We start from the raw sequence: 24277 nt of genomic DNA on the forward strand, positions 1-24277 counted from the left end.
CGTTCAATCGCACCAAACTTCTTGAAGGCCGCCCCGGGTGTGGGGCGGCCTTCGTGGTTCCCGCGCCGAGGAGCCGGCGGCGCAGACGCCACGTTCCGTCCGCGCCGCGGTGAGCCGATGCATCGACACGCCGCCGGGGGCGCCGACGCGTCGTCGCGCGTGCGGCGCGCCGGCGCCTCCGGGCGGGTCAGGATGCCGCAGCCCGCGCGGCGACGAGGTCGGCGTGCCAGATCCCGGCGACATCGGGGTGCGCCCTCAGTCGCGACTTGAGCGCGTTCTCGCCGTACAGGGCGTGGATCGGGTTCGACGGATCCTGAGTGACCCCGCGGGCCTGGGCCGCGAGCTGCGCGGGCAGCTCGATGATCGGCAGGCGCGCATCGAGCGCGGGATTGAAGAAGAACGGCACCGAGATGCGATCGCCGGGGTACCGCGGCGAGACGACCCGGTGCTTCGTCGCGATGAGGTACCCCTGCGTCGCGTACTCGAGGAGCTCGCCGATGTTGACGACGAACGCCCCGGGCACGGGAGGAGCGTCGACCCACTCGCCGTTCCGCTCGACCTGCAGTCCGCCCTTGCCGGGCTCGACCCACAGGAGTGTCAGGACGCCGGAGTCCTTGTGTGCACCGACGCCCTGCTGCGGCTCCGGCTCTCGCGAGCCGGGGTAGCGCACGATCTTGATGAGCGTCGACGGCTCGCCGAAGTGCTGGTCGAAGTACGACTCGTCTGCGCCGAGAGCGAGCGCCCACGCCCGGAGGAGCTTGCGGGCGACGCCCGACAGATGGTCGTGCCACTCCGCGACGACCTCCCGCAGCTCGGGCTGCGCCTCGGGCCACAGGTTGGGGCCGATGAGCGCCGCGTAGTCGGGTGCGTCCGGGTCTGTCACGGCCTCGCGCTCGGGGCCGATGTCGATCTGCTCGCGCCAGTCGACCTTCCCCTGCGTGCGCTCGCCGCCGACGCGCGTGTAGCCGCGGAAATGCGGACTCTTGACGTTCTCGATCGAGAGCTTGTCGTCCTCGGGGAGGGCGAAGAAGTCCCGCGCGGCGCGGTGCAGCCGCGCTTCGAGCTCGGGGGTGACGCCGGTGCCCGTGAGGTAGAAGAAGCCCACGTCGTGCGTCGCGGCGCGCAGGTCGTCGCGGAACCGCGCGGCGGTTTCGGGGCCCTCATCGAGCTGAGACAGGTCGAGGATCGGCAGGTTCAGGTCGGTCATGACCCGAGAGTAGGCACGGTCGCGGCATCCCGAGCCGTATGTTGCCGAGGATTACTCGCGCAGACGGCGGCGACGCACGGGATGCCGCGCCGTGGCCGGCGGTGAGCGCGACCCCGGGGAGTCATGGCCGCACCGCGGCTGCATCGCGGCGGTTGGCGCGCTCCTCGTCCTGCTGGTCATGCGCGCCGTCCGCGCGGTGCGGGGCATCCGCGCCGGCGCCTCGGTTTGATCGCGTTCGATCCCTGGAGTAAGGTCCTGCTTAGTGAGGTTCGCCTAACCTGAGTTCACTGCGGTAGAACTCGGTTCAGCCTGCAACGCGGCAGGACGTCGCCTCCGCCGCATCCCTCCAGCAGATCGAGTCCACCCGTGTTCCTTCCCTCGCTTCTCATCGGCCTGCGAGAAGGCCTGGAAGCCGCGCTGGTCGTCGGCATCCTGGTCGCCTACATCTCGCGCCTGGGTCGCCGCGACGTGCTTCCGCGTCTGTGGGTCGGGGTGGGGCTCGCCGTCGCGCTGTCGCTCGCGATCGGCGCCGTGCTCACCTTCGGCGCCTACATGCTGACCTTCCAGGCGGTCGAGATCATCGGCGGCACGATGTCGCTTCTGGCCGTGGGGCTGGTCACGTGGATGATCTTCTGGATGCAGCGCGCCGCCCGCACGCTCAAGAAGACGCTCGAGGGCGACATCGACCGCGCGCTGGCCGCGGGGTCGCTGTGGGGCGTCGTCATCATCGGCTTCGTCTCGGTCGCCCGCGAAGGCATCGAGACGACGCTCATCCTGTGGGCGATGGTGCAGGACTTCGCCGAGGCGCCCATCGCGCTGCTCGGCGCCCTCGTGGGCCTGCTCATCGCGGTCGTACTCGGCTGGGGGATCGCCAAGGGGATGCTGCGCCTCGACCTGCGCATCTTCTTCACCTGGACCGGCGCCTTCCTCATCATCGTCGCCGCCGGGGTCCTCGCGTACGGCATCCACGACCTGCAGGAGGCGGCCGTCCTTCCCGGCCCGTTCAGCCCCGCGGCGCCGATCGACCCCGTGACGGGCGCCGTCGCGGTCGGGTGGGGCGCATTCCCGTTCGGCTGGGCGTTCGACGTGAGCACGAGCTTCCCGCCGGGAAGCATCGTCGCGACCCTGCTTCAGGCGACGGTCGGCTTCACCCCGGCCATGACCTGGCTCCAGGTCGTCGCGTGGGCCCTCTACGTCGTCGTCGTGGGCGCCGTCTTCCTGTCACGATCGCGTCGCCGCCCGACGCGCACCAGCTCGTCCACGAGTCCTTCCACCGAGACTCCCGTCACTGCACAGCAAGGAGCAGCATGAACACGACCCGCGCACTGGGCGCACTCGCCGCCGTCGGCGTGACCGCCCTGGCCCTCGCCGGCTGCGTCGCCAAGAGCGACGTCGCGGCATCCGACACCCTCACCGTCGACTCGAGCGACGCGGGCTGCGAGGTCTCGGCGGCCGCTGCGACCAGCGGAACGCTCGCCTTCGACGTCACGAACTCGGGCTCGCAGGTCACGGAGTTCTACCTGCTCGCGGAGGACGGACTGCGGATCATCGGCGAGGTCGAGAACATCGCCCCCGGCGCCTCGCGCTCGCTGACGCTCGTCGCCCAGCCGGGCGAGTACTTCACGCTGTGCAAGCCCGGCATGATCGGCGAGGGCGTCGGCCGGGCGGGCTTCTCCGTGTCGGGCGACAAGATCGCGGCGACCGGCGACGACGCCGGGCAGAAGCAGCAGGCCGTCGACCTGTATGCCGCATTCGTGAAGGACCAGGTCGAGCAGCTCGCTCCCGCCGTCGAGACGTTCGTCGCCGCGTACGAGTCCGGCGACGACGCCGCCGCGAAGGAGCAGTTCCCGCAGGTGCGCGCGTTCTACGAGCGCATCGAGCCCGTCGCCGAGTCGCTCGGCGACCTCGACCCGCGCATCGACTTCCGCGAGGTCGACGCCGTCGCGGACGGCATCGACTGGACGGGCTTCCACCGCATCGAGAAGGACCTCTGGGTTCCCGCGGAGGACGCGCTCAACGCGGACGACGAGACGCCCGCGTGGCAGGACTGGGCCCCTTCCACGCCCGAGGAGCGCGCCGCCTTCGGCGACCAGCTCATCGCCGACGTGCAGGAGCTGAACGACTACGTCCACTCGGACGATTTCCAGACCGCGCTCGACGAGCAGGGCATCGCCGGCATCTCGAACGGCGCAGTGGGCCTGCTCGACGAGGTCGCGACCGGCAAGATCTCGGGCGAGGAGGACTGGTGGTCGGGCACCGACCTGTGGGACTTCGCCGCCAATGTCGAGGGCTCGAAGATGGCGTTCTCGCTCGTGCAGGACTTCGCGACCGCGAAGGGCGACGAGGGCGAAGCCCTCGCGGATGAGATCGCTCAGGGCTACGCCGACCTCGAGACAGCCCTCGCGCAGCACGGCTCGCTCGCGGACGGGTTCGTGAACTACAGCGAGCTCACCGAGGCCGACAAGCGCGAGTTCACCGATCTCATCAACGCGCTCGCCGAGCCGCTGTCCCAGCTGACATCGACGATCCTGGAGTAATGACGCAGGATGCACCCGACCCTTCGGGGTCGGCGCCCGAGCCCCCGGCGCCCGTTTCGGCGACCGGGGGTTCCGGCGTGTCTCGGCGCGGCCTGTTCGGCATCGCGATCGGCGCGGGAGCGGCGGCGGTCGCCGTCGGGGCCGGCGCAGGCGCGACGGCGGGCGTCGCGACCGGCCGCGGGCGCGAGCGGGATGCCGCGGCATCCGCCCACGACTTCTTCGGTGCGCATCAGGCGGGCATCACGACGCCCGTGCAGGAGCACCTCCACTTCGCCTCGTTCGACATGATGGCCCGCACGGACCGGGACGACCTCGTGTCGCTCCTGCAGGACTGGTCGTACGCGGCATCCCGCATCACGAAGGGCCTCGACGTCAGCGCGACGGGCGCGGTCGGCGGGTCGCCCGAGGCCCCGCCCGACGACACGGGCGAAGCGCAGGGGCTCGCGGCGAGCAGCCTCACGATCACGATCGGGTTCGGTCCGACGCTGTTCGAGACCGCCGACGGCGTCGACCGCTACGGTCTCGCGGCGCGCCGGCCCGCGGCGCTGCAGAAGCTCCCGCCGTTCCTCGGCGACGATCTCGACCCCGACTACAACGGCGGCGACTTGTGCATCCAGGCGTGCGCCGACGACCCCCAGGTCGCCGTCCACGCGATCCGCAACCTCAGCCGCATCGCGTTCGGCCGTGCGCGCCTGCGATGGTCGCAGCTCGGATTCGGTCGCACCTCCCGCACGACGACCGACCAGTCGACGCCGCGCAACCTGTTCGGGTTCAAGGACGGCACGGCGAACATCCTCTCGGACGATCAGGAAGCCCTCGACGACCACGTGTGGGTCTCGGCATCCGACGGCCCTTCCTGGCTCGCGGGCGGCTCGTACCTCGTCGCGCGCAAGATCGCGATGCTCATCGAGACGTGGGACCGTGTGCGCCTCTCCGAGCAGGACGGCATCATCGGGCGCGAGAAGGGATCCGGCGCGCCTCTGTCGGGCGGAACCGAGTTCACCGAGCCAGACTTCGAGGCGACGGATGCCGCGGGCTCGCCGCTCATCCCCGAGAAGAGCCACGTGCGCCTCGCGCACCCCGGGTTCAACGACGGCACGCGCATCCTCCGCCGCGGCTACAACTACGTCGACGGCAACAACGACCTCGGCCGTCTCGACGCGGGCCTGTTCTTCCTCTCGTTCCAGCGCGACCCCGAGCACTTCGTCCGGCTGCAGCGGGCCCTTTCGACCGACACGATGAACGAGTACATCCGCCACGTCGGATCCGGCATCTGGGCCGTGCCGCCTGGCGCCGTCCCCGGGTCGTACGTCGGGGCCGGGCTGTTCGCCTGACCCGAGGTCGCGTCAGCCGTTCTGCCTCGGATCGGGATGCCGCACCCGCGGAGCCTCGGCGGCGCGGGCGCGCTGCGATCCCGTCGGGTCTGTGCGGCGCCCCTCGCGACCCGCGAGCGTGGGGTCGGCGAACAGCCACGCGGGGCGAGGCTCGACGAGCGGGCGGAACACGCGCCGGACGGGCCTGGTCGCGAGGCCGAGCGCGATGAGCACGGATGCGACGACGACGATGGGCAGCCACAGCCACGTGGGCTCGAGGTTGCGGAGGATCCCGGTCTCCCGGAACGGATACAGCACGAACGAGTGCAGCAGATAGACGTACATCGTGAACTGACCGAAGTGGGTCCACCAGTGCGTCGTGCGCGGAAGGAGTGCGAACAGGGCCGCCGACAGGATCAGCGCGACCGCCATGATGGCGAGGCGCACGGCGCCCGCCCACCACTGCGTGCCGCCGATCGCGGAGTAGTTCTCGTCGTAGAAGAGCCACTCCCGCAGGTTCATGTCGCGCCATCCGTCGACGAAGAACCACGCGGCCCAGCCCGCGACGGCGAACGCGGCCAGCGCCCCGCCGACGGACCACCACGTGCGCCGGAGCAGCTGGAGGCGGGCGACGATGTCGTGCTCGCGCAGCCACCAGCCGAGCGTGAAGAACGGGAGGAGGCCGAGCGTCCGTGAGAGGGAGAGCGTCGAGTCGATGTTGGGCAGGTACCCGGCGCCGATCGAGATGACGACGGTCCACACGAGCGGCCAGCGCAGCAGCGCGAGGTAGGGCAGCACGAGCCGGAAGATCCCGAGCGCGAGCAGGAACCACAGCGTCCACGAGGGCTCGGTGATGTTGGGGTTCGCGCGTCCCTCGACGAGCCACTTCGTGAGCGTCCAGAGCGCCTCGAAGATGAGATACGGCACGAGGATGTCGGTGACGACCCGCGCCATCTGGCGCCTCGACGGCGCCTCCGACTTCGAGAAGTACCCCGAGATGATCGCGAACGCCGGCATGTGGAACGCGTAGACCAGGAGGTAGAGCCCGAGGGCGATGTCGGAGTCGTAGGTGAGCCGCTGCGTCGCGTGCCCGAGGACGACGAGCACGATGCAGGCGAAGCGTGCGTTGTCCCAGAACGGCACGCGCCGCTTCGCGCGGGGCAGACTCGTGCTCCCCGTCGCAGGTGCGCCCGGGGATCGGGATGCCGCGTCCGCGGCGGGGCCTGGGTCGTCGATCATCATGTCGGCGCTCTCGACCCTATCCCGCCCCGCCGCGAGCGGCGAGGCGTGCCACGCGTGGACGCCGGGTCCGCTCGAGCGGCCGGCACGTCGACGGCGCCCCGCGCGCGATCCGGATCGCGCGATCGCCGCGCGGTAGTGTCGACCGCGCGATGACCATGGCAGACGACGCACTCGAACTCGACCTGGCGATTCCCGACATCGACTGGCGGGTGTTCCCCGACGGCACGGAGCGAGACCGCCTCGCGGCCCCCAGCGGCGACCTCGCGCGCGTGCGGCTCGGCGATCCGCACGCGCCCCGGGTCGTGCTCGTCCCCGGCGTCGCGGGGTCGAAGGAGGACTTCGTCCTGCTCTTCCCGCTGCTGGCGGCTGCGGGCTACCGCGTCGAGTCGTACGACATCGCAGGACACTACGAGTCGGTCGATGCGGGTCCCGCACACCTCGACCCGCCGCGCGAGCGCTACGACCATGCTCTCTTCGTCGACGACCTCGTCGCGGTCCTCGAGGACGGCGACGGGCCGGCGCACGTGCTCGGGTACAGCTTCGCGGGGCTGACCGCCGAGCTCGCGCTCATCGCCCGCCCCGACCTGTTCCGCAGCCTCACACTCATGTCGGCTCCGCCCGCCGTCGGGCAGGTGTTCCGCGGCATGAAGCACATCGGACCGATCTCCGACATGCCCCCGCATCGCGCGGCCGGCCTCATCCTGTGGGGCATCCGCTACAACCTCAACCGCACGCCGCCGCAGCGCATCGCGTTCGTCCGGGAGCGGCTGGGCGTCACCCCGCGCTCGACGATCGACGACGTCGTGGCGCTCATGATGGCGATGCCCGACATCGTCGACGAGGTCGCCGCGATCGGCATCCCGAAGCTCATCGCCGTGGGCGAGAACGACCTCTGGCCCATCGCACAGCATCGCGAGTTCGCCGCGCGCATCGGCGCGGAGGTCGCCATGTACCCGACGGGGCACGCACCCTGCGAGACGGCGCCGCATCAGCTCGCGCGCGACATGATCGCGCTCTTCGACGGGTCCTGAAGCGCGGCCCGCTGTGCCGCCGCTCCCATTCGGCGGCGGTTCAGGGTGCCGGGAATAACCTGGCTGAGCAGGCGTTGCACGAGATACATTCATCTGAATAGAAGCGGATGCCGAGTCATCCGGGAATCGGAAGCGATCGTGAACGACAACAGCACGTGGCCGGGGATGCAGTTCGGCATCTTCTCCGTGAGCGACATCACGGCCGACCCCACGACGGGACGCACCCCGAGCGAGGCCGAGAAGATCCGCGACGCCGTGACCATCGCCAAGCACGCGGAGGATGTCGGACTCGACGTCTACGCGCTCGGCGAGCACCACAACCCGCCCTTCTGGTCGTCGTCGCCCACGACGACCCTCGCCTACATCGCGGCCCAGACCGAGCGCCTGATCGTCTCGACGGCCACGACCCTCATCACGACGAACGACCCGGTCAAGATCGCCGAGGACTTCGCGATGCTGCAGCACCTCTCCGGCGGCCGCGTCGACCTCATGCTCGGCCGCGGCAACACGGGCCCGGTGTACCCGTGGTTCGGCAAGGACATCCGCCAGGGCCTGCCGCTCGCGCTCGAGAGCTACAACCTCCTGCATCGCCTCTGGCGCGAGGACGTCGTCGACTGGGAGGGGAAGTTCCGTACGCCCCTCCAGGGCTTCACGTCGACCCCCCGCCCCCTCGACGGCGTCGCTCCGTTCGTCTGGCACGGCTCGATCCGCACGCCCGAGATCGCCGAGCAGGCCGCGTACTACGGCGACGGCTTCTTCGCGAACAACATCTTCTGGCCCGCCGAGCACTACCAGCGGCTCATCGCCCTCTACCGCCAGCGCTACGCGCACTACGGCCACGGCACACCCGAGCAGGCGATCGTGGGCCTGGGGGGTCAGGCGTTCATGCGCAAGAACTCGCAGGACGCCGTGAACGAGTTCCGCCCGTACTTCGACAACGCGCCCGTCTACGGCCACGGACCGTCGATGGAGGACTTCACGCAGATGACGCCGCTCACGGTCGGCTCGCCGCAGCAGGTCATCGACCGCTACGCGGGCATGCGCGACCTGTTCGGCGACTACCAGCGTCAGCTGTTCCTCATGGACCACGCGGGGCTCCCCGTGAAGACGGTGCTCGAGCAGCTCGACCTGCTGGGCGGCGAGGTCGTGCCGGTGCTGCGCAGGGAGCTGCAGCACAACCGCCCCGCGCAGACCCCGGATGCCCCGACCCACGCGAACCTCGTCACGAAGGCGTACCCCGACGGGGCGCCGCGCGAGGCGCGTCCCAACGCCAACCGCGGCGACAACCTCACGGTGGGCTCGCCGTACCAGGACACCGCGGCGCCCGTCGGCGCCGCGTTCGGCCTCGGCCGGAAGGACGCATGACCATGACCGTTCGCCGCATCGCGGTCGTCTCCGCCGGCCTGTCCAACCCGTCGTCGACGCGCATGCTCGCCGACCGGCTCGCCTCCGCCTCGGTGCGGGAGCTCTCCGAGCGCGGCATCGAGGCGGAGCTCGACGTGTTCGAGCTGCGCGACTACGCGCACGACATCACGAACAACCTCCTGACGGGCTTCGCTCCGCCGGCGCTCGAGTCGATGATCAACACGGTCGTCTCGGCGGACGCGCTCATCGCGGTCACGCCGATCTTCTCGACGAGCTACTCGGGACTGTTCAAGTCGTTCATCGACGTCATCGACCCCGACGCGCTCACCGGCAAGCCCGTGCTGATCGGCGCGAACGCCGGAACGCCGCGTCACTCGCTCGCGATCGACTACGCCATCCGTCCGCTGTTCGCCTACCTCCACGCCGAGCCCGTCTCGACGGGCGTGTTCGCGGCCTCGGCGGACTGGGGCGCCTCGGGCGATCAGGTCGCCTCGCTCGGCTCCCGCGTCGAGAAGGGCGCCCGGGAGTTCGCCGACGCGATCGCACGCCGCGAGCCGGCGTCGGCGGTCGACCCGTTCGACCCGGCCTCGTACCTCGGGGAGGGGCGGTCGTTCGGCCACCTCCTGGGCGGTCTCGCGGGGGAGTAGCCGCGACGGATCGGGCGCGACGCGCGGCCCGCATCCGACGGCCGCCGGGTTCCCGCGCATGACGTCGTGGCCGGCCCTCAGCGACCAACAGGATGCGCCCCGGCGGGGTGTGCTGCGCACTGCGGGCCGGCAGGGGACCACGCGTCAACCGAGCACGACGTCCTCCGGCGCGTGCAGCTGTGTCCACGCGCGTGCGCGCACCGCCGCCCGCGGCAGGACGTCGGCGTCCACGAGGGCGCCGAGGTCGACGCGGGCGAGCTGCGCGATGTCGCCGATCGGCGCCTGGAACGTGCGAAACGCCCCGAGCGGGGGCACCGCGAAGACGTCTGCCGACGGGTCCACGAGCTGCGCCTGATCCAGGACGAACCCTGCCGCCGCGAGCGCCGGCGGATCGCCCTCGTCGGCCGACGACCACGCCGCGATCTTCCAGAACCGCAGCGGGATCCGGATGCCGCGATACGGCGGATCGTCGTCGGCGAGGACGGGAGCCGTGAAGACCGAGATGCGGAGGTCTGCGGCATCCGCGTAGTGCAGGACGTGATCCTCGAGGCCGAGCCAGAGGTCTTTGGACTGATTGAAGACGGATGCCTGGGGTGCCGCATTCGGATAGGCGAAGGTCGCCGCCGTCGCGACGCGCGCCTGCTCGACCGTGCCCCAGCCGGGATCGCGGCGGCGCACGAGGTGTCCGCGGTCGAGGTCGTTGCGCGCGTAGACGTCTGGCCCTGCCTGCTCCGACGCGGGAATGCGGGGATCCAGACGCCAGTCGCCCCGGCGCTCGAGGTCGTGCAGGGTCGGCCCGTCGATGTTGACCCCTGTCGTCATCGCGAGCCGGCGAGCCGGGTCGAGGAGCACCGTGAACCGCGGATACGGCAGCTCGCGCACGGGGCGCCGATCGGCGGGACGCGGAAGCGGGAGCGGGATGCCGAGGAAGCCGGCGTCGTAGCCCGCCCCTCCGGTGGTCGGCGAGGTCATGCGCTCATCCTGGCGTGCGGTGCGGACAGTCGCGACGGCGTCATCGCGGCTCGCGCCGCGCGGCCCGCGCGAGCATGCCGTCGACGGCCAGCCCGACCCCTATCGCGATGACGACCGACACCACGACCGCGACGACGGGACCGCCCGGCACGATCGCCGCGACGACGGCGCCCACGAGGGTCTGATACGCCGCCCAGCCCGTCGCGGCCACGGCGGCGACGGCGAGGTACCGCGCGGCGTGCACGCGCGATGCGCCGGCGACGAGGTTCACGGCGAGTCGGGCGAACGGGATGAAGCGCGCCGTGAACAGCACGACTCCCGTCCGTTCGTGGATCCGGGTCCGCGCCCACGCGAAGGCTGCGCGCACGCGATGCGCGCGCATCCATCGCCACCGCTCGAGCCCCGCGAGGCGCCCCACGGCGTAGCAGGCGGCATCCCCGCAGACGGCGGCGACGGCCCCCACCACGAGCACGGCGCCGAGGGGCGGCGTGCCCGTCGACACCGCGAGCGCGCCGAACGCCGCCAGCGCGATCTCGCCGGGGACCACGACGAGGAAGGCGTCGCCGAGGACGAGGGCGAAGAGGATCGGGAGCGCCCATGCGCTCGCCGCGAGCGCCGTCAGCCAGTCCTCCGCCATGCCTGTCTGTCTAGTCGTCGGAGGTGAACGGCGACGAAACGGCGCACGGCAGGTGACCGGGCGTCGTGCATCGAGTGAACTCTGCGCGCGGAGCGGGGTGTGCGGCGTTCCGGCGTGGCGCAGCCCGAGACCCTGGATGCATGAGAGTCGCGATCCTGGCGGAGTCGTTCCTGCCGCATCTGAACGGAGTGACGGGCTCCGTCCTCCAGATCCTGCGCCACTTCGAGCGCGAGGGTCACGAGACGCTCGTCATCGCCCCTCGGGCAGGCGACGTCGACGCCGACCTGCACGGCGCGCGCCCCGAGCTCCTGCGCTCCGTCCCGCTTCCCTCCTACCCTCAGGTGCGGCTGGTCTTCGCGCGCGCGGCTCGGCTGTCCGGCATCCTGCGCGCCTTCCGTCCGGATGTCGTCCATCTCGCATCGCCGTTCCTCCTCGGCTGGCAGGGCGTCGTCGCGTCCGACGCGCTGCGCGTGCCCTCCGTCGCCGTCTACCAGACCGACGTCATCTCGTACGCCGAGAAGTACGGGATGCCGGGCGCCACCTCGCTCGTCGCATCGCATGTCGCGCGCCTGCACACCCGTGCGACGCTGACCCTCGCACCCTCCGGCGCCTCCCTGCGCCAGCTCCAGGACCTCGGCGTCGACCGGCTGCGGCTGTGGGGGAGGGGCGTCGACGCGGAGCGGTTCTCGCCCGCACGGCGGGACGAGTCGTGGCGCCGACGCGTCGGATCGGGAGAGGTCGTCGTCGGGTACGTGGGCCGGCTCGCCCCGGAGAAGCAGGTCGAGGACCTCGCCGCGCTCGACGGGCTTGCCGGCGTCCGTCTCGTCGTCATCGGCGACGGGCCGTCGAGATCCGAGCTCGAGCGCGCCCTCCCTCACGCCGAGTTCACGGGCCAGCTGTCCGGCGATGCGCTCGGGAAGGCCTTCGCGAGCCTCGACGTCTTCGTGCATCCCGGCGAGAGCGAGACGTTCGGCCAGACGATCCAGGAGGCGCTCGCGAGCGGCGTGCCCGTCGTCGCGACGGGAGCGGGCGGCCCGCTCGATCTCGTGCACAGCAGCGTCGACGGGTGGCTCTACCGCCCCGGCGACCTCGCCGACCTGCGCGCCCGCGTCGCAGACCTCGCGGGCGACGAGGCCAAGCGCCGCGCGTTCGGGCGCGCCGCGCGCGAGGCCGTCGCGGATCGATCGTGGGATGCCGTGTGCCGTCGTCTCGTCGAGCACTACGAGGAGGCCCGTCGACTGCGACCCATCGACGACGCGCTCCCGGCCAGGGCGCTGTCGCGCCCTGCGCTCCCGCCGCGTCCTGCCCCTCTGCGGCGCCCGCGCTGGACGCGGTACATCGCGCTCGGCGACTCCCTCACGGAGGGTCTGTGCGACACGTCCCGCGCGTCGGCCGGCCAGTACCGTGGGTGGGCCGACCGCCTCGCAGAGCTGATCGCGCACGCGGGCGGCGGGGTCGAGCCGTTCCGGTACGCGAACCTCGCCGTGCGCAGCCGGAAGGTCGCGCACGTCGTGACGGAGCAGCTGCCCGCCGCGCGCAGCCTGCGTCCCGACCTCGTGTCGATCCTCGTCGGGGGCAACGACCTGTTGGCCCGAGCCGCGAGCCCCGTCGATCTCGCGGCCGCGCTGGAGACGGCCGTCCGACAGCTGCGCGGCGACGGAGCCGACGTCGTGCTCGTGACGCCGTTCCTGCCACGCCGGCGGGCGTCGCTGCTGTTCGCGCGGCGATTCGCGGCGTTCAACGGGCAGCTGCGGCGGATCGCCCGGGAGACGGGGGCGATCCTGCTCGACCTCGAGGCGCACCCGCGGATCGGGGAGCCCGAGCTGTGGGCCGACGATCGCGTGCATCTGCGCTCGCGCGGCCACCGGTTCCTCGCCTACTGCGCGGCAGAGGTCCTGGGCATCCCCGACGCGCACACGCTGGGCGGGCTCGACGCGGCACTCCACGCGGACGACGAGGAGCCCGCGCGCGGTAGCTGGGTCGTCCGCGACGTGCTTCCGTGGATGTGGCGCCGCCTCCGCGGGCGCACGGCGGGTGACGGGCGCGCGGCGAAGCACGCCGACTACGTCCTGCTGCCGCGCGGCGGCTCGATCACGACGGCGCCGACGCGCCCCTGAAGCGCGGACACGCCCTGGGCGCATCCGCGGGGGAGTCAGCCCTGGATGCCGCCCTCGAACTGCTCGAGCTCGAGGGCCAGCGTCTCGCGGAGCTCGATGCGCTCCTCGGGGTCCAGCGTCGCGTCGGGGCTGTCGAACTCGTCCTGGTCGTCGATCGGAACCTCCCGCTCATCGTCGGGATTGCGCTCTCGGAAGTCGCTCATGGCTGCTTCCTCCTCTCGAAAGTCGCGAAGCACCGCAGGGCGCCGGGGCGGTCAGCCGCTCTTGCGCCGGAACTCCCGCCTCGTGACGGCGCCGTGCGTGCCGTGGATCGCCGAGTCGCCGTCGAGGCGCGCTTCGCCGCGGCGGCTCTGCGCATTCTTCTTCTCGAGGGCCTCCTTGAACTTCTTCTTCAGGTCCTCGGGTGCCGCGCCGGCCGGATTGTCGTCGGTGCTCATCTCCCCAGACTAGGCGTGCCCGGAGTGCTTGTCACGGCTCCGCGTCCCAGCGGCATCGCAGGACCTCACTGGTAGGGTTGACAAGGTTGCCCTCCGGCATCCGCTCAACTACACACTGAGCTCCTGGAGCAGGCCCGGCAGGAAGCTGGTCCCCTGTGGTGGATTCCCCGTCGCGACGCCGGGTGGTCTTCTACTGGTGGCCAGCGCAGGCGGACCTCGCGGACGTGCGCATTCCGCACTTCCGCACGCCCATATCTGCCTGTTCCTGCTCCTTCGATTGACCCTCGCCCTGCACACGGCCGGACGAGGCTAAACAAAGAAGGAGAGACCTCTTGGAAGGTCCTGAAATCACCGCAGCCGAAGCCGTCCTCGACAACGGACGCTTCGGCACCCGCACGGTCCGGTTCGAGACCGGACGCCTCGCCCAGCAGGCGCAGGGCGCCGTCGCCGCCTACCTCGACGAGGAGACGATGCTCCTCTCGGCGACGAGCGCGAGCAAGCAGCCCCGTGAGGGCTTCGACTTCTTCCCGCTGACCGTCGACGTCGAAGAGCGCTCGTACGCCGCGGGCAAGATCCCCGGCTCGTTCTTCCGCCGCGAGGGCCGGCCCTCGACCGAGGCGATCCTCGTCTGCCGTCTGATCGACCGCCCGCTGCGCCCCTCGTTCGTCGAGGGCCTGCGCAACGAGGTCCAGATCGTCGTGACGGTGCTCTCGATCGCGCCCGGCGAGTTCTACGACGCGCTCGCGATCAACGCCGCGTCGCTCTCGACGCAGATCTCGGGGCTGCCGTTCTCCGGCCCGATCGCCGGTGTGCGCCTCGCGCTCGTCCCGGGCCACGGCGAGCACGCCGACCAGTGGATCGCATTCCCGTCCGCCAAGCAGCTCGAGGACGCCGTCTTCGACCTCATCGTCGCGGGCCGTGTCGTCACGGATGCCGACGGCAACGAGGACGTCGCGATCATGATGGTCGAGGCTGAGGCGACCGAGGGCAGCTGGAACCTCATCAAGGCCGGCGCGACCAAGCCCAACGAGCAGGTCGTCGCCGAGGGCCTCGAGGCGTCGAAGCCCTTCATCAAGCAGCTCGTCGCGGCGCAGAACGTCGTCGCGAACACCGCCGCGAAGGAGATCGCGTCGTTCCCGGTGTTCCTGCCCTACTCGCAGGAGACCTACGACTTCGTCGCGGGCCGCGCCTACGACGCGCTCGTGGGCGTCTACCAGATCGCCGACAAGATCGAGCGTCAGAACGCAGACGACGCGGTCAAGGACCGCGTCAAGGGCGAGCTCGTCGCCGCCGTCGAGGCGGGCGAGCTGGCGCAGGTCGCGCTCAGCGAGTTCTCGGCCGCGTACAAGTCGGTCACGAAGAAGATCGTCCGCGGTCGCATCCTCACGGACGGCGTCCGCATCGACGGCCGCGGCCTCGCCGACATCCGTCCGCTCGACGCCGAGGTGCAGGTCATCCCGCGCGTCCACGGCTCGGCGATCTTCCAGCGCGGCGAGACGCAGATCCTCGGCGTCACGACGCTCAACATGCTCAAGATGGAGCAGCAGATCGACTCGCTGTCGCCCGTCACCCACAAGCGCTACCTGCACCACTACAACTTCCCGCCGTACTCGACGGGTGAGACCGGTCGTGTGGGCAGCCCCAAGCGCCGCGAGATCGGCCACGGCTTCCTCGCGGAGCGTGCCCTCGTTCCGGTGCTGCCGGCGCGCGACGAGTTCCCCTACGCGATCCGCCAGGTGTCCGAGGCCCTCGGGTCCAACGGCTCGACGTCGATGGGCTCTGTCTGCGCGTCGACGCTGTCGCTCTTGAACGCGGGCGTGCCGCTGCGCGCTCCCGTCGCGGGAATCGCGATGGGCCTCGTGTCCGACGAGGTCGACGGTCAGACCCGCTACGCGGCGCTGACCGACATCCTGGGCGCCGAGGACGCGCTGGGCGACATGGACTTCAAGGTCGCGGGAACGAGCGAGTTCGTCACGGCGATCCAGCTCGACACGAAGCTCGACGGCATCCCGTCGTCGGTCCTCTCGGCGGCTCTCCAGCAGGCGCACGACGCACGCATCACGATCCTCGGCGTGCTCAACGCCGCGATCGACGGTCCCGACGAGATGGCACCGACCGCGCCGCGCGTGATCTCGGTGCAGATCCCGGTCGACAAGATCGGCGAGCTCATCGGCCCCAAGGGCAAGACGATCAACGCGATCCAGGACGAGACCGGCGCCGACATCTCCATCGAGGAGGACGGCACGGTCTACATCGGCGCCGTCGACGGACCGTCGGCCGAGGCCGCCCGCGCGCAGGTCAACGCGATCGCCAACCCCACCAATCCGGAGGTCGGCGAGCAGTTCCTCGGAACGGTCGTCAAGATCGCGACGTTCGGCGCGTTCATCTCGCTCCTCCCAGGCAAGGACGGACTGCTGCACGTCAGCGAGGTCCGCAAGCTCGCCGGCGGCAAGCGCGTCGAGAACGTCGAAGACGTGCTCTCGGTCGGCAAGAAGCTGCTCGTGCGCATCACCAAGATCGACGACCGCGGCAAGCTCTCGCTCGAGCCCGTGCTCGAGGAGGCCGCCGACCAGGAGGGTCGCGACGCGGCCAGCCGCGGCCCGGAGGCGCCCGCAGAGGGCTGATCCCCGCGCAAGCGCGAAGGCGCCCGTGTCTCCTTGCGGAGAGGCGGGCGCCTTCGTCTTCCCCAGATCTCGGAGATGTCCTCCGAATGGGGGACACATTGCCGCATCCGCGCCGCTTGTGACAAGAACGTTATGGAATGTTTACCGAGTGGATGCCGGAACTTCGAGTGTCGAGGCCGGGCTGTCCTACCCTCGAAGTACCGCGCCGGGGGGCGCGGGTTTCGTGGTCATGGCGACACCCGACGGGCTTCGCCATGGGGGGGTGGGACATGGCTTTCTTCAGCGTCGGCTCGGCCGTCTCCTCGACGCGCCCCGCCGCCATCCCCGCGACGCATCCGTCGGCGCCCATTCCCGTGCAGGGACCGCCGCTCGGGCAGAACGTGCGTGTGCCGCTCGGCGAGACGGGTGCGCGCGTCTTCCCGCTCATCCTCGGCGGTGCCGAGTTCGGCTGGAACGTCGATCTCGAGTCGAGCCACGAGATCCTCGACGCCTACGTCGAGCTCGGCGGCAACGCCGTGCACACGGCCGACAGCTTCGCAGGCGGGCGCAGCGAGCACATCATCGGGCAGTGGATGCACTCGCGCGGCCTGCGCGACGACGTCGTGCTCGCCGTGCGCGTGGGCGGCCATCCCGACAACCCCGGGCTCGGTCCCGTCAACCTCGTCCGCGCCGTCGAGGCGTCGCTGACGCGACTGCGCACCGACCGCATCGACGTGCTGTACCTCGATGCCGTCGCCGACACGGGCGCATCGCTCGACGACACGCTCGCGACGGCGGAGTGGCTCATCGAGTCGGGCAAGGCGCGTGCGCTCGGCGCGTTCGGGTACACGGCGGCGCAGCTCGTCGAGGCTCGCATCTACGCCTCGGCCGGGTACCCCCGCATCTCGGTGCTCGACGTGCCGTTCAACATCCTGCGTCGCCACGAGTTCGACGACGACCTGCGGCTCGTCGCGGGCGCCCAGGACATGGCCGTGACGCCGTCTCACGCGCTCGAGCACGGCTTCCTCGCGGGGCGCCACCGCACGCGGCAGACGGCGAGCCTCACGGTCCGCGGCGCTCAGCTCGCCGCCAGCATGAACCGGCGCGGCACGCGCACGCTCCGCGCGCTCGACGCCGTGGGGACGGAGCTCGGGGTGCCCGACGCCGCCGTCGCGGTGGCCTGGCTGCTCGCGCAGAGGCTCGTGACGGCTCCCATCATCAACGCGTTCGCGCCGCAGCACATCGACGAGCTCGTGCAGGGCGTCGGGGTGCGGCTGAGCCGTGCTCATCTCGCCGACATCGCTCGCGCCGCCGAATAGGCGCACGGGTTCTCCACCGCTCCGGCATCGACGGGAGGGGTGACGTAGGGTGGAAACGTGCCCGTCGGCACGTGAGACCCCCGGAGACGATTCAGGCATGACGCACTACATCTACCTCGTGCGGCATGGTGAGCATCAGGATGCCGAGCACGGCGTCGACGACGGCCCCCTCTCGCCGCGCGGCCGGAGGCAGGCGTCCCTCATCGCCGACCGTCTGTCGGGCGTTCCGCTCAGCGCCGTGTGGCATTCGCCCCTCATGCGTGCGAGCGAGACGGCTCGCGCCGTCGCGAGCCGTCTTCCCGCCGTGTCGCCGCAGCCGTCAGCGCTGCTGTTCGACTGCGTCCCGACCGGCATGACCGACGCGACCCCCGCCGTGTTCGAGCCCTTCTTCGGCGGGATCACGCCCGCCGAGATCGACGCGGGCCGTGCGCAGATGGAGGACGCCGTGAGCGAGTTCCTCGTGCGCAAGCCCGGCGACGTCCACGAGCTCCTGATCACCCACAACTTCGTCATCGGCTGGTTCGTGCGCGAGGTCCTGCAGGCGCCGGAGTGGCGGTGGATGACGCTCAACCAGGCCAACTGCGGACTCACGGTCATCGCGCAGAAGCAGGGGCGGCCGTGGACGCTCGTGTCGCACAACGACCTGGCGCATCTGCCGGTCGAGCTGCGCACCGGCCTGCCGGAGCAGTACCCCGTCTAGGGGCGGAGCCGCTTCCCGTACCACCGGGTCGCGTTGGGATTGTCGTTGTAGGGCTCGATCTCGCCGAAGCCCGACGCCGCGTAGAGACCGCCCGCCGCCTCGAGCGTGTGATGCGTGTCGAGCACGAGCTCGGCGGCATCCCACTCGCGTGCGCGCCGCTCGAGGTCGTCGAGGAGCAGGCGCCCCCAGCCGCGGCCGCGCGTGGACGGCGCGAGATACAGGTGCTTGACCTCGTACCGGGTGCCGGCGGGTCCGTCGGCGATGCGGCGGATGCCTCCGCAGCCCACGGGTTCACCCTCGTCGTCGAACACGACGACGAACACGCCCGCAGGCGGCTCGAAGGTCGCACGCTCGGGGAACACCGGTCGGTACTGGCCGGGGAACGTGGCGCCGCGCATCTCGAAGTAGTCGGCGAGCAGCGTGCGCGAGGCGGGATCGTCGGCGGGAAGCACGCGCAGGTCGACCATGCGGCCAGCCTAGCGACGGACCGTTCCCCGCCGTGCGAGCGGCGGTCGCTCGCACGTCCTGCCCGCCGCGGCGGCGAGCACCTGGCACACGCCCTGACTCTCGAAGCGCCCCGGCTACGCTGGATGCATGACGACACGCGTGGCCATCGTGGGCGGAACGGGCAAGCTCGGCGGCATCATCCGCGCGGCGGTCGAGGCGGAGGACGGCTTCACGGTCGCCGCCGTGCTCTCTTCCCGGTCGGAGCTCAGCGAGCTCGACGGCGCCGACCTGGTCGTGGACGCCTCGACGCCCGCCGTCTCCATCGACGTGGTCCGCGCGGCCGTCGAGCGCGGGCTGAACGTGCTCGTCGGCACGTCGGGCTGGTCGACCGAGCGCATCGCGCTCGTGCGACCCCTCGTCGAGGCGGCGGGGACAGGGGCCGTCTTCATCCCGAACTTCTCGCTCGGCTCCGCGCTCGGCTCGGCCCTCGCGGCCGCCGCTGCGTCGTTCTTCCCCTCGATCGAGATCGTCGAGGCGCACCGCGAGACCAAGATCGACTCCCCGAGCGGCACGGCAGTGCGCACGGCCGAGCTCATCTCGGCGGCGCGCGCCGAGGCGGGTCCCGTCGAGTCTCCCCACGTCGACCAGCGCGCCCGGGGGCAGCAGGTCGCGAGCGTGCCCATCCACTCGCTGCGCCGCCCTGGCGTCGTCGCCCGCCAGGAGACGATCCTCTCGGGTCCCGGGGAGTCGCTCACGATCGTGCACGACACGATCGACCCGGCTCTCGCGTACGGCCCGGGCATCCGCCTCGCGCTCTCGGCCGCACGGGACGCGAAGGGGGTCGTGGTGGGGCTCGACAGTCTCGTCGACATCGGCATCAGCACGCCCCGCGCGCCCGCGGCCGATCCCGTCGTCGAGGACGACGTGCCCGGTCAGGTCGCGCGGGCGACCGGCGCGTGAGCGCGCGCATCGGCGTCGCCGTCATGGCGGCGCTGCTCGCCCTGTACATCGCCCTGGCCGGGCAGCGCGCGTGGCTCCTGCTGACGTCGGGCGAGCCGGTCGCGATCGCGATCGGGGCAGCCCTCGTCGTCCTGCCGCTCGTGGCCGTGTGGGCGCTCGGCCGGGAGCTGTGGTTCGGGTGGCGCGCGGAGCAGCTGGGGCGGCGGCTCGAGTCCGAGGGCGCGCTCCCGGCCGACGACGTCGCGGTGCATCCGAGCGGCAGGGTCGTCCGTGAGGACGCCGATGCCGTCTTCCCCGCCTACCGCGCCGAGGCCGAGGCGCACCCGGACGACTGGCGCGCGTGGTTCCGGCTCGGGATCGCGTACGACGCCGCAGGCGATCGGCGCCGGGCGCGCGAGTCCGTGCGCAAGGCCATCCGCCTCGAGGCCGCCGGCCGCAAGCGCTGACCGGATCCGGCTCAGGATGCCGGGACCGCGGCTGCGACGGCATCCTCCACGGTCGAGTGCCGGTGCTCGAACCCTGATGCCTGCAGGACGGAGGGCACGACGTCGAGGTCGCTCGTGAGGATCGCTTCGGTCGCATCGGAGCCGAGGACGAGCCGCATCCCCCACACGGGTGCGCGGACGAGGAACGGACGGTTGAGCCGCACGGCGAGTGCGAACCCGAGGTCGGTCGCCGTCGCCCGGGTGGGCCCCGTGAGGTTGACGGGGCCGGCGAGGCCCGCGTCGATGACGTGGCGTATCGCGCGCACCTCGTCGTCGAGCGTCATCCACGGCCAGACCTGCGAGCCGGCGCCGATGGGGCCGGCCAGTCCGGCCTTCGTCAGCAGGATGAGCGGCTTGAGCACGCCCTCCGCATGCACGAGAGGCGCCGTCCGCAGGAGAGCGACCCTCGCGTCGGGGCCCGCCGCGAGCGCCGCGCCCTCCCACTCGCCGCACAGGTCCGCGAGGAAGGTCTCGCCGCGGGGCGACGACTCGTCGAGCCGCGCGCCGGCTGCCGAGCCGTAGTAGCCGACGGCGGAGGCCGAGACGAAGGCGGGCGCATCCGTCCCGAGCGCGCGCACGGCGGACGCGAGCGTGCGGGTCGGGGTCACCCGCGACCACAGCAGGGTGCTCTTGTACTTCGGCGTCCACGGGAAGTGCCCGATGCTCGCGCCGTTCAGTCCGACGACGGCGTGCGCGCCCTCGAGCACGGCCGGATCCAGCCCTTGCGAGCCGGGACGCCATTCGACCTCGGAGGGGTCCTCGGCGGGTCGGCGCACGAGCGTCGTCACCTCGACGCCGTCGGCGCGCAGGCTCGCGGCCAGCGCCGAGCCGATGAGCCCGGACGCTCCCGCGATGACCACCCGCTGCGGCATCCGTGCCCTCCGCTCAGCGTCGCGCCGTCAGGCGAGCGACGCCTCGAGGGTGATCTCGATGCCGGCGAGCGCCTTCGAGACGGGGCAGTCCGCCTTCGCCGCCGCGGCGATGCGTGCGAAGTCCTCGGCGCCGAGCCCCGGAACGGAGGCCTCGACATTGAGGTGGCTGCCTGTGATCCCCGTGCCGGGGACGAAGGTGACGGATGCCGTCGTCTCGATGCTCGTGGGGGGCGTGCCGTTGGTGGCGAGGGCCGCCGAGAGCGCCATGCTGAAGCACGACGAGTGCGCCGCCGCCACGAGCTCCTCCGGCGTCGTGACCGACGTCGATCCTTCGCTGCGGGCCTTCCAGTTCACGGCGAACGGACCCTGGTTCGAGCTCTCCAACGCGACCTCGCCGGAGCCGTCGACCAGGCCCCCCTTCCAGGATGTGCTGGCTTCGCTCGTGACGCTCATGGTGTCCTCCTCATCGACCGCGCCGTCGTCGGCGCTCGCGGTCAGCCTAACGACACCGACGACAGCGTGGGAGGGGTCGACGGAGGCGTGAGCGCTTCGACGGGCTGCGGATGTGCGGCGGGCCGGGCATGGATCGGTCGGGACCGCGTGCGGTCGGTCGGAGCTGGGCCGCGGTGGCGCGCCGGTGCCGCGCGTGGACGCGCGTCCGCTCAGACGTTCGCCGTCTCGCCGATCAGGCGGTTGAGCTCGAGCTCGAGGACCTCGCGGTTCGCAGCTCCGCCGAAGCGCGTCTGCACGACGCCGTCGCGGTCGAGGAGGAGCGTCGTGGGGGTCTGCAGCACGTGGAAGTGCTTCGCGATGTCGGGGCGATGCGTCACGTCGACGTCGAGATGGCGCACGCCCTCGCGGCTCTCCGCGAGGGCTGCGAGCGTCCGGTGCACGCCGGGGCACCGCGCGCACATCTCGGTGCTGAACTGCAGGAGCGTCGCCGTCTCTCCGAGCGCGTCTGCACCGAGTCGTCCGGGCTCGACGACCTCGTGGGCGATGTGCCGCTGGGGGCGGCTCTGCCGCCATTGGAGGAAGACGCCGAGCGCGACGGTCGCCGCGAGGAGGACGGCGAGGCCGATGAGGGCGCTGACGAGGGTCACAGCAGACCAGGCTAACCCCATTCAGCTGGATGGTCGCCGGATGCCGCCAAGATGACGGCGCGGCGTAATGAACCGAGGCGGGCGTGGACGGGCCGGCGGCTTCGTCGCCCCCGGTATGGTGGCACTCGTGACCGACGCCGCCGACGCACCTCAGCCAGAATTCCGCAGCGACGTGACGGTGGAGCTCGTCCGCGCGAGCGCCTCCGACTCGGACGTCCTCTTCGCCGCCCGCGTCTCGACGCAGGGGGAGCAGACCCTGGAGGCTGCGGCGGCGGGTACCGAGGCATCCGCCCGCGATCGCGGCCTCATCAACTACCTCATGCGCGACCGTCATGGATCGCCGTTCGAGCACAACTCGATGACGTTCTACGTGCAGGCGCCGATCTTCGTGTTCCGCGAGTTCATGCGCCACCGCATCGCGTCGTACAACGAGGAGTCCGGCCGCTACCGCGAGCTGCGCCCCGTCTTCTACGTGCCCGCGCGCGAGCGCAACCTCAACCAGGTCGGAAAGCCCGGCGCGTACGAGTTCCTCCCCGGCACGGACGAGCAGCACGCTCTCGTCGAGGTCGCGACGCGGGATTCCGCGACCTTCGCATTCGCGGCGTACCAGCGGATGCTGGAGGCCGGAGTCGCGCGAGAGGTCGCACGCATCGTCCTGCCCCTCAACATCTACTCGTCGATGTACGTCACGATGAACGCCCGCTCGCTCATGAACTTCCTCTCGCTGCGCACGAAGGTCGAGGGGACCCACTTCCCGTCGTTCCCGCAGCGCGAGATCGAGATGTGCGCCGAGAAGATGGAGGCGTTCTGGCGCGAGCTCATGCCGCTGACGCACGCCGCCTTCAACGCGAACGGGCGCGTCTCGCCGTGACGACGGCGCTCGTCACGGGCGCGAGCTCGGGTCTCGGGGCGGAGTACGCGCGGCAGCTCGCCGCGCGCGGCGCAGACCTCGTCCTGGTCGCACGCGACGCGAGTGCGCTCGAGGGGCGTGCGGCGGCGCTGCGCCGCGAGTACGGCGTCGATGCGGAGGTGCTCGCCGCCGACCTTCTCACGCCGCGGCAGCGCGAGAAGGTCGAGCGGCGGCTCACGGATCCCCGCCGGCCCGTCGAGGTGCTCGTGAACAACGCGGGATTCGGTCTCCCGCTCGCGTTCGAGCGCAACGGGATCGAGCGAGAGGCGGCCCATCTCGCTCTGCACGTCGAGGTGCCGATGCGCCTCACGCACGCAGCGCTCGGACCCATGCTCGAACGGGGGAGCGGGCGCATCGTCAACGTCGCGTCGATCGCCGCCTTCATGCCGCGCTCGACCTACGGCGCGTGTAAGCAGTGGATCGTGTCGTTCAGCCGCTGGGCCGATGTCGCCTACAAGGACCGCGGGGTCACCGTGACGGCCGTGTGCCCCGGCTTCACCCACACGAGGTTCCACGAGCGTCTCGGGTTCCCGCCGGGCGAGGAGGGCATCCCCGCGTGGATGTGGCTCGACGTGCGAGACGTCGTCTCGGAATCGCTGAGGGATGCCGCGCGCGGCAGGAGCGTGTCGGTCCCGAGCCTGCGGTACAAGGCCCTCTCGAAGCTCGTGGGGCTGCTTCCCGATCCGGTCTCGGCCCGGCTCGGCCAGCGCGGACGCTGAGCAGGCCGCGCGTCCGCGCCGCCTGCTCGCTCGCGCGGCACGCCCGCGCCGCACGCAGCCGGACGGCGCCCGACGGATCCGGCGGCGACGGCACGCGGCCGGATCAGCGGAATCGGCCGAGTCTGATCCCCGCGAGGGCCAGGGCCGCGATCGACTCGCCGTCGGTGAGCGAGCCGCCGCGGATGAGGCCGACGGCGTCGGGGAACGGCATCCACTGCACCGAGTCGATGCCCTCCTCGCGCTGCGTCGACGAGGCGTCGGCGACGGGCGTCAGCCCGCGCGCGAGGAAGACGTGCTCCGGCGCGTTGGCGACCCCGTTGAGCGCGTGCATGCCCCCGAGCAGCTCCCATTCGGCGGCTTCGAAGCCCGTCTCCTCGAGCAGTTCGCGCTGCGCGGCGGCGAGCGGGTCCTCGCCGTCGGTGCCGCCCGCGGGCACCTCGATCGACGCGCTGCCCGTCGCATAGCGATCGAGCGTCACGAGGCACACGCGGTCTTCGTCGTCGAGCGCGACGACGAAGACCGCGGGGTGGCGCAGCTCGACGACTCCGTAGACTCCCGGGCCGTCGGGCCCCTCCACGTCGTCCTCGTGGACGCGGATCCACCGGTTCTCGTACACGGTGCGCGAGGCGAGCGTCTTCCACGTCATGCCGCCACGAT

25 protein-coding genes are annotated in these 24277 nt (G+C 71.5%); 14 read left to right on the forward strand and 11 right to left on the reverse strand.

Annotation, left to right across the window (positions count from 1 at the left end):
* Positions 1 to 187 precede the first annotated feature (187 nt).
* Positions 188 to 1207, reverse strand: coding sequence for an isopenicillin N synthase family dioxygenase (locus FHS08_RS12100; protein ID WP_167039289.1), 1020 nt, complete (start codon positions 1205 to 1207; stop codon positions 188 to 190).
* A 366-nt stretch (positions 1208 to 1573) separates the two neighbouring features.
* On the opposite strand from FHS08_RS12100, the gene efeU reads away from it, so the two are divergent.
* The 3 genes from efeU to efeB are packed head-to-tail and all read left to right on the forward strand — an operon-like array spanning position 1574 to position 5078.
* A complete protein-coding gene (efeU, locus tag FHS08_RS12105) occupies positions 1574 to 2518 on the forward strand; it encodes an iron uptake transporter permease EfeU (protein WP_167039291.1) in 945 nt (314 codons plus the stop codon).
* Positions 2515 to 3744, forward strand: a complete 1230-nt coding sequence (efeO, locus tag FHS08_RS12110) for an iron uptake system protein EfeO (protein WP_167039293.1) — start codon at positions 2515 to 2517, stop codon at positions 3742 to 3744. Before efeU ends, efeO begins: the two co-directional genes overlap by 4 nt.
* On the forward strand, positions 3744 to 5078 hold the full coding sequence (efeB, locus tag FHS08_RS12115) for an iron uptake transporter deferrochelatase/peroxidase subunit (RefSeq protein ID WP_167039295.1): 1335 nt from the start codon (positions 3744 to 3746) through the stop codon (positions 5076 to 5078). Before efeO ends, efeB begins: the two co-directional genes overlap by 1 nt.
* 12 nt (positions 5079 to 5090) lie before the next feature.
* Here the strand turns inward: efeB and FHS08_RS12120 are convergent, their stop codons facing one another.
* Complete coding sequence (locus FHS08_RS12120; RefSeq protein WP_243847282.1) at positions 5091 to 6299, reverse strand: acyltransferase family protein; 1209 nt, start codon at positions 6297 to 6299, stop codon at positions 5091 to 5093.
* A 149-nt stretch (positions 6300 to 6448) separates the two neighbouring features.
* Here FHS08_RS12120 and FHS08_RS12125 point away from each other — a divergent pair, with 149 nt between their 5' ends.
* From FHS08_RS12125 to FHS08_RS12135, 3 genes are all read left to right on the forward strand, one after another.
* Positions 6449 to 7330 (forward strand): alpha/beta fold hydrolase, encoded by an 882-nt coding sequence (locus FHS08_RS12125; RefSeq protein ID WP_167039297.1) that lies wholly within the window; start codon positions 6449 to 6451, stop codon positions 7328 to 7330.
* 165 nt (positions 7331 to 7495) lie between these two features.
* Positions 7496 to 8695 (forward strand): LLM class flavin-dependent oxidoreductase, encoded by a 1200-nt coding sequence (locus FHS08_RS12130; protein WP_167039878.1) that lies wholly within the window; start codon positions 7496 to 7498, stop codon positions 8693 to 8695.
* 2 nt (positions 8696 to 8697) lie between these two features.
* Entirely contained in the window at positions 8698 to 9342 is a 645-nt protein-coding gene (locus FHS08_RS12135) for an FMN reductase (RefSeq protein WP_167039300.1), read from the forward strand.
* A gap of 144 nt (positions 9343 to 9486) precedes the next feature.
* Here FHS08_RS12135 and FHS08_RS12140 read toward each other — a convergent pair whose 3' ends face one another.
* Both FHS08_RS12140 and FHS08_RS12145 read right to left on the reverse strand, forming a co-directional pair.
* Positions 9487 to 10314 (reverse strand): DNA/RNA non-specific endonuclease, encoded by an 828-nt coding sequence (locus FHS08_RS12140; RefSeq protein ID WP_167039302.1) that lies wholly within the window; start codon positions 10312 to 10314, stop codon positions 9487 to 9489.
* A gap of 40 nt (positions 10315 to 10354) precedes the next feature.
* Positions 10355 to 10951, reverse strand: coding sequence for a DedA family protein (locus FHS08_RS12145; RefSeq protein ID WP_167039304.1), 597 nt, complete (start codon positions 10949 to 10951; stop codon positions 10355 to 10357).
* Positions 10952 to 11091: 140 nt separating this feature from the next.
* On the opposite strand from FHS08_RS12145, the gene FHS08_RS12150 reads away from it, so the two are divergent.
* Entirely contained in the window at positions 11092 to 13068 is a 1977-nt protein-coding gene (locus tag FHS08_RS12150) for a GDSL-type esterase/lipase family protein (protein WP_167039306.1), read from the forward strand.
* Positions 13069 to 13103: 35 nt separating this feature from the next.
* On the opposite strand, the gene FHS08_RS12155 is transcribed toward FHS08_RS12150, so the two are convergent.
* Positions 13104 to 13271 (reverse strand): hypothetical protein, encoded by a 168-nt coding sequence (locus tag FHS08_RS12155; protein WP_167039308.1) that lies wholly within the window; start codon positions 13269 to 13271, stop codon positions 13104 to 13106.
* A 51-nt stretch (positions 13272 to 13322) separates the two neighbouring features.
* Entirely contained in the window at positions 13323 to 13505 is a 183-nt protein-coding gene (locus FHS08_RS12160; protein ID WP_167039310.1) for a DUF5302 domain-containing protein, read from the reverse strand.
* A gap of 332 nt (positions 13506 to 13837) precedes the next feature.
* On the opposite strand from FHS08_RS12160, the gene FHS08_RS12165 reads away from it, so the two are divergent.
* From FHS08_RS12165 to FHS08_RS12175, 3 genes are all read left to right on the forward strand, one after another.
* Positions 13838 to 16129, forward strand: a complete 2292-nt coding sequence (locus FHS08_RS12165) for a polyribonucleotide nucleotidyltransferase (protein WP_167039312.1) — start codon at positions 13838 to 13840, stop codon at positions 16127 to 16129.
* Between the two features lie 269 nt (positions 16130 to 16398).
* Positions 16399 to 17427, forward strand: coding sequence for an aldo/keto reductase (locus FHS08_RS12170; protein ID WP_167039314.1), 1029 nt, complete (start codon positions 16399 to 16401; stop codon positions 17425 to 17427).
* A 97-nt stretch (positions 17428 to 17524) separates the two neighbouring features.
* The gene (locus FHS08_RS12175; protein WP_167039316.1) at positions 17525 to 18127 is read left to right on the forward strand and encodes a histidine phosphatase family protein; all 603 of its coding nucleotides are present in this window, start codon (positions 17525 to 17527) and stop codon (positions 18125 to 18127) included.
* Here the strand turns inward: FHS08_RS12175 and FHS08_RS12180 are convergent.
* Entirely contained in the window at positions 18124 to 18594 is a 471-nt protein-coding gene (locus tag FHS08_RS12180) for a GNAT family N-acetyltransferase (RefSeq protein WP_167039318.1), read from the reverse strand. The genes FHS08_RS12175 and FHS08_RS12180 overlap by 4 nt on opposite strands.
* Positions 18595 to 18721: 127 nt before the next feature.
* Between FHS08_RS12180 and FHS08_RS12185 the strand changes: the two genes are divergently transcribed.
* Both FHS08_RS12185 and FHS08_RS12190 read left to right on the forward strand, forming a co-directional pair.
* Positions 18722 to 19534 (forward strand): 4-hydroxy-tetrahydrodipicolinate reductase, encoded by an 813-nt coding sequence (locus FHS08_RS12185; protein WP_167039320.1) that lies wholly within the window; start codon positions 18722 to 18724, stop codon positions 19532 to 19534.
* A complete protein-coding gene (locus FHS08_RS12190; protein ID WP_167039322.1) occupies positions 19531 to 19980 on the forward strand; it encodes a hypothetical protein in 450 nt (149 codons plus the stop codon). The genes FHS08_RS12185 and FHS08_RS12190 overlap by 4 nt, the downstream gene beginning before the upstream one ends.
* A gap of 11 nt (positions 19981 to 19991) precedes the next feature.
* Here FHS08_RS12190 and FHS08_RS12195 read toward each other — a convergent pair whose 3' ends face one another.
* From FHS08_RS12195 to FHS08_RS17160, 3 genes are all read right to left on the reverse strand, one after another.
* Positions 19992 to 20891, reverse strand: coding sequence for a TIGR01777 family oxidoreductase (locus tag FHS08_RS12195; RefSeq protein ID WP_167039324.1), 900 nt, complete (start codon positions 20889 to 20891; stop codon positions 19992 to 19994).
* Between the two features lie 27 nt (positions 20892 to 20918).
* Positions 20919 to 21344, reverse strand: coding sequence for an OsmC family peroxiredoxin (locus FHS08_RS12200; protein WP_167039326.1), 426 nt, complete (start codon positions 21342 to 21344; stop codon positions 20919 to 20921).
* 209 nt (positions 21345 to 21553) lie between these two features.
* The gene (locus FHS08_RS17160; protein ID WP_167039328.1) at positions 21554 to 21991 is read right to left on the reverse strand and encodes a thioredoxin domain-containing protein; all 438 of its coding nucleotides are present in this window, start codon (positions 21989 to 21991) and stop codon (positions 21554 to 21556) included.
* Positions 21992 to 22106: 115 nt separating this feature from the next.
* Between FHS08_RS17160 and thyX the strand changes: the two genes are divergently transcribed.
* Together thyX and FHS08_RS12215 are read left to right on the forward strand one after the other, a co-directional pair.
* Positions 22107 to 22862, forward strand: coding sequence for an FAD-dependent thymidylate synthase (gene thyX, locus FHS08_RS12210; protein ID WP_167039330.1), 756 nt, complete (start codon positions 22107 to 22109; stop codon positions 22860 to 22862).
* On the forward strand, positions 22859 to 23620 hold the full coding sequence (locus tag FHS08_RS12215; protein WP_167039333.1) for an SDR family NAD(P)-dependent oxidoreductase: 762 nt from the start codon (positions 22859 to 22861) through the stop codon (positions 23618 to 23620). The genes thyX and FHS08_RS12215 overlap by 4 nt, the downstream gene beginning before the upstream one ends.
* A 103-nt stretch (positions 23621 to 23723) precedes the next feature.
* Here the strand turns inward: FHS08_RS12215 and FHS08_RS12220 are convergent, their stop codons facing one another.
* Positions 23724 to 24266 (reverse strand): NUDIX domain-containing protein, encoded by a 543-nt coding sequence (locus FHS08_RS12220; protein ID WP_167039335.1) that lies wholly within the window; start codon positions 24264 to 24266, stop codon positions 23724 to 23726.
* Between the last annotated feature and the right edge of the window lie 11 nt (positions 24267 to 24277).

This window comes from Microbacterium ulmi (assembly GCF_011759705.1).
Classification (GTDB): Bacteria; Actinomycetota; Actinomycetes; order Actinomycetales; family Microbacteriaceae; genus Microbacterium; species Microbacterium ulmi.